General features: G+C 70.4%; 11 protein-coding genes. 8 read left to right on the top strand and 3 right to left on the bottom strand.

All coding sequences use genetic code 11. The features are described from left to right. From HNR40_RS15540 to HNR40_RS15525, 4 genes are read left to right on the top strand one after another with little or no spacing between them, the layout of a single operon-like run. The gene (locus HNR40_RS15540) at window positions 1–507 is read left to right on the top strand and encodes an arginine repressor (RefSeq protein WP_184961774.1); all 507 of its coding nucleotides are present in this window, start codon (window positions 1–3) and stop codon (window positions 505–507) included. Window positions 508–564: 57 nt separating this feature from the next. Next, on the top strand, window positions 565–1,764 hold the full coding sequence (locus HNR40_RS15535) for an argininosuccinate synthase (RefSeq protein ID WP_184961772.1): 1,200 nt from the start codon (window positions 565–567) through the stop codon (window positions 1,762–1,764). Window positions 1,765–1,772: 8 nt separating this feature from the next. Next, on the top strand, window positions 1,773–3,230 hold the full coding sequence (argH, locus tag HNR40_RS15530) for an argininosuccinate lyase (RefSeq protein ID WP_184961770.1): 1,458 nt from the start codon (window positions 1,773–1,775) through the stop codon (window positions 3,228–3,230). Continuing rightward, window positions 3,212–3,889 carry a DNA-3-methyladenine glycosylase gene (locus HNR40_RS15525; RefSeq protein ID WP_184961768.1) on the top strand — a complete coding sequence of 226 codons (678 nt, stop codon included), beginning with the start codon at window positions 3,212–3,214 and terminating at the stop codon, window positions 3,887–3,889. The genes argH and HNR40_RS15525 overlap by 19 nt, the downstream gene beginning before the upstream one ends. Here HNR40_RS15525 and HNR40_RS15520 read toward each other — a convergent pair. After that, window positions 3,829–4,230, bottom strand: a complete 402-nt coding sequence (locus HNR40_RS15520; RefSeq protein WP_184961766.1) for a PH domain-containing protein — start codon at window positions 4,228–4,230, stop codon at window positions 3,829–3,831. The two genes, HNR40_RS15525 and HNR40_RS15520, sit on opposite strands and share 61 nt — an antisense overlap. 84 nt (window positions 4,231–4,314) lie before the next feature. Here HNR40_RS15520 and tyrS point away from each other — a divergent pair, with 84 nt between their 5' ends. Beyond that, a complete protein-coding gene (gene tyrS, locus HNR40_RS15515) occupies window positions 4,315–5,577 on the top strand; it encodes a tyrosine--tRNA ligase (protein WP_184961764.1) in 1,263 nt (420 codons plus the stop codon). Between the two features lie 44 nt (window positions 5,578–5,621). On the opposite strand, the gene HNR40_RS15510 is transcribed toward tyrS, so the two are convergent. Next, window positions 5,622–6,791, bottom strand: a complete 1,170-nt coding sequence (locus HNR40_RS15510) for a glycerophosphodiester phosphodiesterase (RefSeq protein ID WP_312896362.1) — start codon at window positions 6,789–6,791, stop codon at window positions 5,622–5,624. Window positions 6,792–6,931: 140 nt separating this feature from the next. Here HNR40_RS15510 and HNR40_RS15505 point away from each other — a divergent pair, with 140 nt between their 5' ends. Next, on the top strand, window positions 6,932–10,180 hold the full coding sequence (locus HNR40_RS15505; RefSeq protein WP_184961762.1) for an NACHT domain-containing protein: 3,249 nt from the start codon (window positions 6,932–6,934) through the stop codon (window positions 10,178–10,180). 99 nt (window positions 10,181–10,279) lie between these two features. On the opposite strand, the gene HNR40_RS15500 is transcribed toward HNR40_RS15505, so the two are convergent. Continuing rightward, window positions 10,280–11,692 (bottom strand): glycosyltransferase family 39 protein, encoded by a 1,413-nt coding sequence (locus HNR40_RS15500; protein ID WP_312896361.1) that lies wholly within the window; start codon window positions 11,690–11,692, stop codon window positions 10,280–10,282. Between the two features lie 146 nt (window positions 11,693–11,838). Here HNR40_RS15500 and HNR40_RS15495 point away from each other — a divergent pair, with 146 nt between their 5' ends. Then, window positions 11,839–12,009, top strand: a complete 171-nt coding sequence (locus HNR40_RS15495; protein ID WP_184961760.1) for an HAD family hydrolase — start codon at window positions 11,839–11,841, stop codon at window positions 12,007–12,009. Between the two features lie 17 nt (window positions 12,010–12,026). Beyond that, on the top strand, window positions 12,027–12,185 hold the full coding sequence (locus tag HNR40_RS15490; protein ID WP_184961758.1) for an HAD family hydrolase: 159 nt from the start codon (window positions 12,027–12,029) through the stop codon (window positions 12,183–12,185). The last annotated feature ends 354 nt before the right edge of the window (window positions 12,186–12,539 follow it).

The following is a 12,539-nucleotide window of genomic DNA, read 5'->3' as shown; positions in this document are numbered from 1 at the left end:
ATGACCATCCCGATGACCAAGGTCGCCCGCCAGGCGAAGATCACCGAGCTGCTCCAGCGGCAGGCGGTCCGCTCGCAGCCCGAGCTGGCCAAGCTGCTGGCCGAGAGCGGCGTCGAGGTCACCCAGGCGACGCTCTCACGCGACCTCGACGAACTAGGAGCGCTCAAGTTGCGTGCCGAGGACGGCTCGCTGGTCTACGCGCTGCCCGGCGAGGGCGGCGGCCGCATCCCGCTGGCCAGGCTCGGCACCGGCGAGACCCCGGCCGCCAGGCTCCACCGCATCGCCGAGGAGCTCCTGGTCTCCGCCGAGGCCAGCGCCAACCTGGTCATCGTGAAGACGCCGCCCGGCGCTGCCCAGTTCCTCGCCTCGGCCATCGACCACGCCGACTGGGAGTCGATCCTCGGCTGCGTGGCCGGGGACGACACCGTCCTCGTCATCGCCCGCGACCCGCAGGGCGGCAGCGGGGTCGCGCAGTCGCTGCTGAAGGTGGCCGACCGACGAAGCTAGCCCGCTTGACCGCGGGCTCTTCGCGCCACCATCAGTCACCGAATCGGAGAAAACACCATGACCGAGAGAGTAGTTCTCGCCTATTCCGGCGGCCTCGACACCTCCGTCGCCATCCCGTACCTCGCCGAGAAGATGAACGCCGAGGTGATCGCCGTCGCGGTCGACCTCGGCCAGGGCGGCGAGGACATGGACGTCATCCAGAAGCGGGCCATCGACTGCGGCGCGGCCGAGTCCGTCGTGGTCGACGCCAAGGAGGAGTTCGCCGCCGACTTCTGCCTGCCCGCGCTGCGCGCCAACGCGCTCTACATGGACCGCTACCCGCTGGTCTCCGCGCTCTCGCGCCCGCTCATCGTCAAGCACCTGGTGAGCGCCGCCCAGCGCTACAACGGCACGATCGTCTCCCACGGCTGCACCGGCAAGGGCAACGACCAGGTCCGCTTCGAAGCCGGCCTCGCCGCCCTCGCCCCGGACCTGCGCGTCGTCGCGCCCGCCCGCGACTTCGCCTGGACCCGCGACAAGGCCATCGAGTACGCCGAGTCGAAGAACCTGCCGATCGAGACCAGCAAGAAGAACCCGTTCTCCATCGACCAGAACCTGTGGGGCCGCGCCGTCGAGACCGGCTTCCTGGAGGACATCTGGAACGGCCCCACCGAGGACGTCTACGCCTACACCGCCGACCCGGCCCAGCCGCGCGCGGCCGACGAGGTCGTCATCACGTTCGAGGCGGGCGTGCCGGTCAAGCTCGACGGGCGGGCGCTGACGCCGTACCAGATCGTCGCGGAGATGAACGCCCGCGCCGGCGCGCAGGGCGTGGGCCGCATCGACATGGTCGAGGACCGGCTCGTCGGCATCAAGTCGCGCGAGGTCTACGAGGCGCCCGGCGCCCTCGCGCTCATCGCCGCGCACATGGAGCTGGAGAACGTCACCGTCGAGCGGGACCTGGCGCGCTTCAAGCGGGGCGTGGACCAGCGCTGGAGCGAACTCGTCTACGACGGCCTGTGGTTCTCGCCGCTCAAGGACGCCCTGGAGTCGCTCATCGACGACGCCCAGAAGTACGTCTCCGGCGACATCCGGATGACGCTGCACGCCGGCAAGGCCACGGTCACCGGCCGGCGTTCCGAGGAGTCGCTGTACGACTTCTCGCTGGCCACCTACGACACCGGCGACACCTTCGACCAGTCCCTGGCCAAGGGGTTCGTCCAGCTGTTCTCGCTGCCCGCGAAGATCGCGGCCGCCCGGGACGCGAAGCGGGCCTGAGGTGCACTATGGTCGCGGAGGACTTCGCTGTGGAGATTGAGGAGCTGACGGTGAGTGATGGTAAGCCGATGAGGCTGTGGGGCGGACGCTTCGAAGGTGGTCCGGCCGACGCGCTGACCCGGCTGTCGGTGAGCGTGCACTTCGACTGGCGGCTCGTGCCGTACGACCTGGCCGCGTCCAGGGCGCACGCGCGGGTCCTGCACAAGGCGGGGCTGCTCACGAAGGACGAGCTCGAGCGCATGATCGGCGCGATCGACGACCTGGAGCGCGCCTGCAAGTCGGGCGAGTTCCGGCCGACCGTCGCCGACGAGGACGTGCACACGGCCCTGGAGCGCGGCCTCCTGGAACGGCTCGGCGCCCTCGGCGGCAAGCTGCGCGCCGGACGCTCGCGCAACGACCAGATCGCCACCGACCTGCGGCTCTACCTGCGCGACCACGCCCGCACGATCGTCTTCAGGCTGGTCGAGCTGGAGACGGCGCTCATGGCGCAGGCCGAGCAGCACGCCGAGACCGCCGCCCCGGGCATGACGCACCTGCAGCACGCCCAGCCGGTCTCCTTCGGCCACCAGCTGCTCGCCCACGTGCACGCCTTCGCCCGCGACATCGACCGCATCACCGACTGGGACAAGCGCGCCGCCGTCTCCCCGCTCGGCGCCGGAGCCCTGGCCGGCTCCTCGCTGCCGCTCGACCCCGAGGCGGTCGCCGACGAGCTGGGGTTCTCCTCCGCCGCGCCCAACTCGATGGACGCCGTCGCCGAGCGCGACTTCGCCGCCGAGTTCCTCTTCGACGCGGCCATGATCGGCATGCACCTGTCGCGGCTGGGCGAGGAGATCGTCCTGTGGGCCTCGCAGGAGTTCCGCTGGATCGAGATGGACGACGCCTACTCCACCGGCTCCTCGATCATGCCGCAGAAGAAGAACCCCGACGTGGCTGAGCTGGCCCGCGGCAAGTCCGGCCGCCTGATCGGCAACCTCATGTCCCTGCTGACCGTGCTGAAGGGCCTGCCGCTCACCTACAACCGCGACCTGCAGGAGGACAAGGAGCCGGTCTTCGACTCCGTCGACACGCTCCTGCTCGTGCTGCCCGCGATGGCCGGGCTCGTGGCCACCATGCGGGTCAACACCGCCCGGCTGCAGGCCACCGCCTCCGACGGCTTCGCCCTGGCCACCGACCTGGCCGAGCTGCTGGTCCGCAAGGGCGTGGCCTTCCGCGAGGCGCACGAGGCCGTCGGCCACCTGGTCGTCTACTGCCAGGTCAACGACGTCGAGCTCGGTGACGTCAGCGACGAGGACCTGCTCAAGGTCTCGCCGCACCTGACCCCCGACGTGCGCGACGTCCTCAACGTGCCCGGCGCCCTCGCCGCCCGCAAGGCGCCCGGCGGCACCGCGCCCGACCGGGTCCGCGACCAGCTCGTCGCACTGCGCGAGGCGGTCGACGCCCAGGCCGCATGGGCGGCCGGATCCTGAAGCCGCTGCCGCGCTCCTTCTTCGACCGGCCCTCGCACGAGGTCGCGCCCGACCTGCTCGGGCGCGTCCTCGCGCACGGCCCCGTCGCCCTGCGCCTGACCGAGGTCGAGGCGTACGGCGGGCCGGGCGAGGACCCGGCGGCCCACACCTACCGGGGCAAGACGCCACGCAACGCGGTGATGTTCGGCCCGCCCGGCCACCTGTACGTGTACTTCACCTACGGCATGCACTACTGCGCCAACCTGGTCTGCCTGCCGGAGGAGCACGGCTCGGCGGTGCTGCTGCGCGCCGGGGAGATCGTGGACGGGCTGGAGACCGCGCGCTCCCGGCGCGGCGCCACGGGCCCGGCGGGCAGGAAGGTGCCCGACCGCGACCTCGCCCGCGGCCCCGCCCGCCTGGCGGTGGCGCTCGGCCTGCACCGCGAGCACAACGGGCTCGACGCGATCCGCACCGGATCCGGCACCCTCGCCGTGCTACAGGGTGAGCCGCCCGAGCGCGCGCTCATTCGCTCCGGTCCGCGCACCGGGATCTCCACCGCCAAAGAGGTGCCGTGGCGGTTCTGGATCGACGCCGACCCGACCGTCTCGCCCTACAAGGCTCACGTCCCCCGGCGGCGCAGCGCGGCGGCCACCTCGGTGGGGGAGGCGCCCAGCTCGTGAGGGCTGAACAGGTGCAGGCCGTCGCCGGTGTCGATCTCCAGCATCTCGCTGCGCAGGCCGAACCGGGTGCGCACGTCCACCTTGACGTCCTCGATCTGCTCCCACGGCACGTGCCGGTGGCCGGCGTAGCCGTGCACGACCGTGATGCCGCTCTCGTCGGCGCGCAGCCGTACGGGGACCAGGAGATCGCGCAGCGCCATGGCGCCGACCAGCAGCGTCGCGGGGACGGCCAGGATCAGCCCGCGGGTGTCTCCCGCCAGCCACCAGTACACGGCGAGAGCCGCACACACGACAGCCCCTAGGATCTTGAGAGCGGCCAGCTCGCGACGGACCTTCCACATGGAGACCGAGCGTATCCAAGTGGCGCGCATCCGTATGGATCGGGCAGGCTGGTACCCACATCCACTACCTGGAAAGCCGAGATCGTGACCGACATTCTCGATGACCTCGCCTGGCGCGGCCTGATCGCGCAGTCCACCGACCTCGACGCGCTGCGCGCCTCGCTGGCGACCGGTCCGATCACGGCCTATTGCGGGTTCGACCCGACCGCGCCCTCCCTGCACGTCGGCAACCTGGTCCCGCTGTTCACGCTGGCCAGGATCCAGCAGGCGGGCCACCGGGCGATCGGCCTGGTCGGCGGCGCCACCGGCCTGATCGGCGACCCGGGCGGGCGCAGCACCGAGCGGGCGCTCAACCCGGCCGAGGTCGTGGCCGAGTGGGTGGCGAAGATCCGGGTGCAGGTGGAGCGCTTCCTCGACCTGTCCGACGAGGCGCGCGGCGTCATGGTCAGCAACCTCGACTGGACCGCCGAGCTGTCGGCGATCGACTTCCTGCGCGACGTGGGCAAGCACTTCCCGGTCAACCGCATGCTGGCGCGCGAGGTCGTCGCGGCCCGCCTGGCCGGCGAGGGGCTCAGCTACACCGAGTTCAGCTACCAGCTGCTGCAGTCCAACGACTACCTGGAGCTCCACCGCCGCTTCGGCTGCACGCTGCAGCTCGGCGGCAGCGACCAGTGGGGCAACATCACCGCGGGCGTCGACTTCATCAGGCGGGTCGAGGGCGCGCACGTGCACGCCCTGACCGTGCCGCTGATCACCAAGGCCGACGGCACCAAGTTCGGCAAGACCGCCGGTGGCGCGGTGTGGCTCAACCCCGAGATGACCTCGCCGTACGCCTTCTACCAGTTCTGGCTCAACTCCGACGACCGCGACATCGTGAAGTTCCTCAAGATCTTCAGCTTCCGCGGGCGCGAGGAGATCGAGGCGCTGGAGAAGTCCGTCGCCGAGCGGCCCTTCGCCCGCGAGGCGCAGCGGGCGCTGGCCGAGGAGTTCACCACGCTGCTGCACGGGGCCGACGAGCTGGTCAAGGTGCAGGCGGCGTCCAAGGCGCTGTTCGGGCAGGGCTCGCTGGAGGATCTCGACGCGGCCACGCTCGGGTCGGCGCTGGCCGAGGTGCCCAAGGCGGCCGTGCCGGCGCTCGGCGCCCCGTTCGTCGACCTGCTGGCCGAGAGCGGGCTGGTGGAGTCGAAGTCGGCGGCGCGGCGCGCGGTCAAGGAGGGCGGCGCGTATCTCAACAATGTGAAGATCACCGACGAGGCGTACGTGCCCGAGGACAAGGACCTGCTGCGAGGCCGCTTCCTGGTGCTGCGCCGCGGCAAGAAGTCGATCGGCGGCGTCGAGGTCGGCTGAACGCGGACGGGCCCTTCTTGTGAAGGGCCCGCTTTTCACTGCGTCTAGTGCCTGCCCTCCTCGGGCTCGTCGGTGTTGAGCGGGGCGAGCTGATCGGCCGGCGCCAGCCCCTGCGGGCGGGTACGCTCCCCGCGCGCCAGCACCGCCGTGTCCGGGTAGTCGGTGACGAACGCGTCCACGCCCAGCTCCAGATGCGCCCGGTACTCCGCCAGCGCGTCACCGTGCTCGGTCGGCACGCTCCCGCGCCGCAGTTGCAACGGCAGGTACTGGTTCTCGCTCCGGAACGTGTAGACGCCGATCTTCAGCCCGGCCTTGTGCGCGTCGGAGACGAGCGAGGTGGGCGCGCCGGTGCTGCCGTCCGGGTTCAGCGGGATGGCCGAGGACTTGTCCGGGCCGATCCACTGCGCGTAGTCGGCGATCTTCGCCAGCCCTTCCGGCTTCATCATGTCGGCGTAGGTGGTGGGGTCGCCCGCCGCCTTCAGGTCGTACGGCTGGCCCGTCGTCCCCAGCGCCTGCCACAGCGGCACCCGCAGCGCGCCGGCCACCCGCTTCAGGCTCGACGGCTCGAACGACTGCACCACGACGGGCCCGCGGGGCCGGTTCAGCCCGTTGCGCCGGACCGTCTCGATCAGCTTCTCCTCCAGCGGCAGCCCGATCGAGCGGAAATAGGTCGGATGCTTGGTCTCGGGGAAGACACCGACCTCGCGGTCGTACTTCTTGGAGAGCTTCTTCGCCAGGTCGAGCACCTCCTGGAAGGTCATGACCTGGTAGTAGCCGTTGTAGACGGTGTTGCGCTGGCGGATGGCCGGCAGCCGCTCCGCGGCGCGCAGCGTCTTGAGCTCGGCCAGCGTGAAGTCCTCGGTGAACCAGCCGGTGACGTTGCGCCCGTCGACGACCTTGGTGGTCTTGCGCCCGGCGAACTCCGGCCGCGCCGAGACGTCGGTGGTGCCGGAGATCTCGTTCTCGTGCCGCACGACCAGCACGTGGTCCTTGGTCGGCACCAGGTCGGGCTCGATCCAGTCGGCGCCCATGGCCACCGCCAGCTCGTAGCTGCCCTGGGTGTGCTCGGGGCGGTGCCCGGCCGAGCCGCGGTGGCCGATGACGACGACCTGCGAACGCTCGGGACGGTGGTCGGCTGCGGCGGTGGCCGCGCTCGCTCCCGCTCCGGTGAGAGGGGTCAGGACGGCGAGCGTGGTCGCTGCGATCTTTCGCACGTGGAACTCCCTGCGGCGCCATTGCCGGAGACTCTCACCGGTCGATCACCGCGGCGATTATGGTAAGGACCGAAACCTCTATTCGTGCCAATAATCGCGAAACTTCCGGTGACAAGCTGGCTCCGGGCGATACTTCGCTCATGTCGTCGTTCTGGACGTCGAACGCCCCCGCGCTCATCGCCCTCGGCGGCGTGCTCGCCGGACTGGTCGCCGGCTTCTTCCAATGGCGCGGCAACCTCCGCCAGCAGCGCGGCCTCGAAGAGCGCAAGCAGGAGCTGGAACGGCGCAAGCTCGAACTGGACCAGGAGAAGTTCGCCTGGGACCGGGCCAAGGCCGAGCACGAGCGCGGCACAGCGGAGGAGGAGTTCCAGGAACGGCTGCGCGACGCCCGCGAGCACGCCGACGCCGTCGAGCGCGGCGCCCTCGACTACCGCGCGGCCGTCGTCGCCTCCCTGCGCCACCTGAAGATCCTCGACATGCCCCAGCCGCTCGACCTGGAGTCGCTCTACGTCCAGGTGCGCGTGCGCGAGGAGGAGCCGCGCCGCTACCTGCACCCCGAGGAGGCCAGGCGGCTGGCCAGGGGCGGCGAGGAACAACTGCTGGAAGGCACCGGCCAGACCTTCGCGCCCGAGGAGGCCATGGCCAGGCACGCGCGCATGACCGTCGTCGGCGACCCCGGCGCAGGCAAGACCACGATGCTGAAGTACCTGACCTTCCGCATCGCCCGCGGCGAACTGCGCCCCGGCCCCACCCTGCCCGTCTTCGTGGAGCTGCGCAGGTTCGTCGACAGCGGCGAGGAGAGACTGCTCGACTTCGCCGTCAAACAGCTCGACGAGAGGTACGGCTTCCGCGACGCCGGCCCGTACCTTCGCGGCCGCCTGGAGACCGGGCAGGCGGCGCTGCTGCTCGACGGCCTGGACGAGGTGCTCGGCGGCGCCACCCCAGAGGAGGCCGAGCGCGCCTACACCCACGTGGCCGAGGAGATCAGCCGGCTGGCCGGGCGCTACCGGCTGGCGCCGATCGTGGTCACCTGCCGGAAGGCGGGCTGGCGGGGCGGGCTGCAGGAGTTCGGCTCGCTGGAGGTGCTGGACTTCACGTGGGAGCAGGTCGAGGCGTTCGCCGCGAACTGGTTCGCGGAGGATCCGGTCAAGGCGGAGGGCCTGCGCGCGGCTTTATCCGGAAATTCCAGGATGCGTGCCCTGGCGGCGAACCCCCTTCTTCTCTCCCTCATCGCCATCGTCTACGGCAAAGACCTCGAACTACCCGAACGCCGCGCCGAGCTCTACAACCGCTGTGTCGACGTGATGCTCAAGGAATGGGACGCCCACCGCGGCATCCGCCGCCAGTCGGAGTTCACCACCGCCCGCAAACGCGACCTCCTGGAGGAGATCGCCTGGCACTTCCACCAGCACGGCTGGCGCTACCTGCCCGAACACGAACTGCTCGACGTCATCGCCCGCTTCCTGCCCACCGTCGACCTGCCCGCCGAACGCGCCGCCGAGGTGCTGGCCGAGATCTGCGCCCAGTACGGCCTGCTCAAGGAGATGGCCCACGGCTGGTACGGCTTCCTCCACCTGACCCTGCAGGACTACTTCGCCGCGGTCGCCGCCAACGAGCACGGGCAGGCGGCCATCGCCCGGATCGTCGGCCACCGCCACGACCCCTGGTGGGAGGAGGTCATCACGCTGCTGGCCGGGCGCATGACCGACGCCTCCCCACTGCTGCTGGCCATCCTCGGCCGGCAGACCTCCGACGAACCGCCCCGCGGCCATCCCGTCGCCGCCGACGACGACCTGTTCCACGGCGACCTCATGCTGGCCGGCTCCTGCCTGGTCGGCACGCCCCGCATCAAGGTGCCCTGGCTGCGGCGGCGGATCGTCGACGACATGTTCGGCGTGCTCATGGACGAGACGCTGCCCAAGAGCATGCAGCGCACCTGCGCCCGGCGGCTGGTCGAGATCAGCGGCGACGAGATCACCGAACGGCTGCTCGGCTACGTCACCGACCCCGGCCACAGCAGGGGCGGGCGGGAACGGGCCATCGAGGCGCTCGGCAACTCGCGGGCCAAGAACCTCGGCGCGCGGCTGCTGGCTCTCGCGCCCGGCTTCGACCTGGAGGAGAACCTCGCGCTGGCGCTCGGGCATCTGCGGTGCCGGGAGGCGGAGCCGTACCTGCTGGGTGAGTTGCGGCAACGGCTCGCGCACGGACTGGCGCCCGGCGGCGCGTTCGTGGTCGCGCTGAGCGGGCTCGGCGGGCACGGGGTGGTCAGGCTGCTGGTGGAGTCGCTGGTCAACGACACGGGCAGTCCGGTCGATCCCTACCTCTTCCCGCCCTACCGTCGCCTGCCGATCGGGGCGGACGTGGCGACGCTGGCGCTGGAGGCGCTGGAGGGCGGGCGGGTCGAAGCCACCAAGCGTGACATCGCCGGGTACATCGCGGCCGCGGGGCTCGGGCCCAAGGTGGCGGCGCGGATCTTCGCCCTCGGTTTTGGCCGGACCGGGTACGTGACCGTGGAGGCGTACAAGGCGGTCATGGACGGCGCGGCCGCCGAGCTCGCCCTGGACCTCGTGCGCGGCGGGACCCGCGCGGGGTCCGACGCGGTCGAGCTCATCGCGGCGCTGGAGGTCGTGGCCGCGCGCTCGCTGCCCGTCCTGTCCGCGCTGCTGCGGGAGGGCGGGCTGGACCGGTTCGGGCGGCTTGAGCTGATCCACGGCCTGGCCTGGTGGACCGACGCCGCGACCGTGCCCGAGCTGTGCGGGCTGTTCGCCGACCTCCTCGCCGGCGAGGAGGCGGATGAGGTGAAACTGCCGCTGGCCAGGAGCCTGGCCCGCTGGAAGAGCACCGAAGGCGTGCCCGTGCTGCGCAAGGCCTTCGCCGACGCCAAGGACAACCTCGACGCCCTCGCCGAGATCGCCGAGGCGCTGCACGGCGTCGGCGACACCTCCGTCGTCGCGCCGCTGCACGCCCGGCTGACCGAGGCCATCGGCCACGGCGACCGGCATGAGGTCGAGCGGGTGCTACGCCTGCTGAAGCCGTACGCGCCTTCCGAGGTCACCGGGCTCGTGCTCGACAACCTCTCGCTGTGGGACGGGGAGTTCTCGCTGGTGCTCGCCGACTACCTCGACCGTGGGATCCCCGATGAGCTCATCGGCAAGGCCGTCCAGGTCACCGCCGGAAGCTGGAACCCCTGGCTGATGCTGGAGGTGCTGAGCGAGAGCCGCGCGCGGCCCGGCCATGTGGAACGGTTTCTGCGGGTTGAGATCCCGGAGCGGATCAGGTACCGGACGTCCCGCATGGACGCGCTGTTCGCCATGAGCCGGACGGCCAAGGTGCGGGTGTTCGCCGACGGGCGCGTGGTGCCGGTCAGACGCGAGTTCAGCGACGCGTGAACGGTGCAGTTCTAGCGACGCTTGAGTGGCGCTGTTTTGGCGACGCGTGAGCGGCGCTGTTTTAGCGACGCTGTTTCCCGACGCGTGAGCGGCGCGGTTTCAGCGACGCGTGAACAGGGCCACCGTGATGCCGGGGATTTCCGCCGAATGCCACGCGGAGGACTGCTCGAAGCCTGCCGCCCGTACCGCCTCGATGCGCGGTAGCTTCGCCGTCTTCGCTCCGCGCCACAACATCCAGACGCGGTCGCGCCCCTCCAGCGCGGCGGCGACGTCGTCGCGCTCGGGCCAGGCGAAGCCGTGCGGCTCCGGTTCCCGCGATGCCAGGAGGACGTCGTCGGGCAGGGGCTTGGCGGCGTAGTAGAGAACGCCCTTGCGTTCGGAGCTCTGGCCGTAGACGAGGGCGTCGCCGGGCCGCGTCTTGATTCTGGCGAGGGCTCCGGGGAAGTCCGCATAGCGCCCGTTGTAGTCGCGCACGTCCAGATGAGCCGGTACGGCCAGCGCGATCGTCACCCCGGCCAGCACGGCGCCCGCGACGACGGGCAGGCGCGGCATGCCGGCCGCGGCCAGCCCCGCCAGGAGGGCCAGCGCCGGAGTGGTGACAAAGAGGTAGCGGTCGACGTACACAGGTGTCACCAGATGGGAGACCGCCAGCAGCAGGACCGGCGGCAGCACCAGCCAGGCCAGCAGCGCCGGGGTCTCCTTCAAGCGCCACGTCAGCGCCGCCCCGAGCAGGGCGACCGCGAACAGCAGCAGGCCGACCTCCATCGAGTCCGCCGCCATCTTGGGGAACTTCAGCAGCACGTCGGGGCCGCGTTGCGGGATCCAGCTGATCGCGTGGCGCTCGCCGTACCCGATCAGGCCGAGTGCGACGGCGGGCAGGCCGCCTATGGCGAGCGCCGCCAGCATGCGCGACCAGGTCGCGCGGCGCGCGAGCAGCAGATGTGCGGGCAGCGTGAGCACGGCGAACAGATGGGTGCAGCAGACCAGCGCGACCGCCCCGCCGTAAAGAACCCAGCGGCCGGTACGGCGCGGCTCCTCGATCGCCCGGTGCAGCGCCCAGAAGGCGAAGACCACCGCTGCGGCGGCGAACGCGTATGAGCGGGCGAATGCGCCGTAATAGGACACGGACGGTAGCGCCGTGAAGATCACCGCGGCCGTCACGCCAGCGGTCATGCCGTGCAGGCGGCGGCCCAGATCGGTCAGGAACCAGGCGGCGACGCCGATCGCCAGCGCCGAGGGGAGGCGCAGCCACAGCTCCGCCGTGCCGAGCTTCACCCACAGGTGCATGAAGACGTAGTACGGCAGGAAATGGCCGTCGATGTGCTGCGACAGCTCCCACAATCCGGAAATGGAGCGTCTCGCCGCGCTGATCGTGGCGAGCTCGTCGCCGTTGAGCGAGGCTGCTCCGGAGCCGGAGAGCGCCACCGCGGCTGCCAGTGCGGCCATCGGCCAGGGGAGCCAGGCGTACGAGCGGGTCGTCGGCGGGGCTGGGCGGATGATCGTGGCAGTCACCGGGGAAGAATACGCTCGAAACATGGGCGGCGTGATTCTGTTCGACCTTTACGGGGTTTATCGCCCGTACACCGACTGAACAGGCACGCGAACAGCTCGCTGACCGCGGCCGGCCTGGACAGTTGGTCGCAGTCCGGGTGGCGCTGGTGAACGAGCTGACCGATGGGGGACGCACGCTCAGCCTGCTGTCGAACCTACTGCCGGTGTGGGAGCGCAGCGACTGGCCTAAGCGCTTCGCCGCGCGGGCCTTCTCGTGCCGGATCGGCGTGGCCAAGCCGGATCCGCGTGCCTATCAAGCCGGATCCGTGTGCCTATGAGGTGGCGGCCATATTAGGTGGCGGCCGGGCAGTTCGGGGTGCCCGTGGAGCGGATCGTGTTCCTCGACGACGGCGAGGTGAACGTGCGGGCGGCGCGGGCGGTGGGGATGGCGGCCGAGGTGTGCGCGTCGGCCACGCAGGTCAGGAAGCTGGGCGGCGCCGCGCCGACGTGGTGATTTGACGTCACGCCGATCGCGACCTAGTCTTTGTTTTCGCCCCGGGAGCGATCCGGACGCCGTGTCAGGCGGACGGGCCCCAGGGCACAAGCCCCTTGAGACTCCGTCTCGGGTACGCGTAGAGCCACCGGAAAACTCCGTTGATTCGACATGCCCATGATGGCACGGTACGTTTTTGAGGGTTTCTTGCTGCTCGGAATTTGTGAAACGTCAAATTCTAGGATTTGACAGGAAGCAAACCGGGTGAAAGTATAGAAATACGAAATGAGCCGCTGGAAAACGCGTCCGTTTCTTGAGAACTCAACAGTGTGTTAAAAGCCAGTGCATGAAGTATTTCATGCAACACCTCGTCTG

This window comes from Nonomuraea endophytica (assembly GCF_014203235.1).
GTDB lineage: Bacteria > Actinomycetota > Actinomycetes > Streptosporangiales > Streptosporangiaceae > Nonomuraea > Nonomuraea endophytica.
This window is presented reverse-complemented; position numbering and strand designations above follow the sequence as displayed.

Coding starts and splice junctions, on each gene's coding strand:
- HNR40_RS15540 (WP_184961774.1), top strand. CDS start 1: ATGACCATCCCGATGACCAAGGTCGCCCGCCAGGCGAAGATCACCGAG.
- HNR40_RS15535 (WP_184961772.1), top strand. CDS start 565: ATGACCGAGAGAGTAGTTCTCGCCTATTCCGGCGGCCTCGACACCTCC.
- argH (WP_184961770.1), top strand. CDS start 1,773: ATGGTCGCGGAGGACTTCGCTGTGGAGATTGAGGAGCTGACGGTGAGT.
- HNR40_RS15525 (WP_184961768.1), top strand. CDS start 3,212: ATGGGCGGCCGGATCCTGAAGCCGCTGCCGCGCTCCTTCTTCGACCGG.
- HNR40_RS15520 (WP_184961766.1), bottom strand. CDS start 4,230: ATGTGGAAGGTCCGTCGCGAGCTGGCCGCTCTCAAGATCCTAGGGGCT.
- HNR40_RS15505 (WP_184961762.1), top strand. CDS start 6,932: ATGTCGTCGTTCTGGACGTCGAACGCCCCCGCGCTCATCGCCCTCGGC.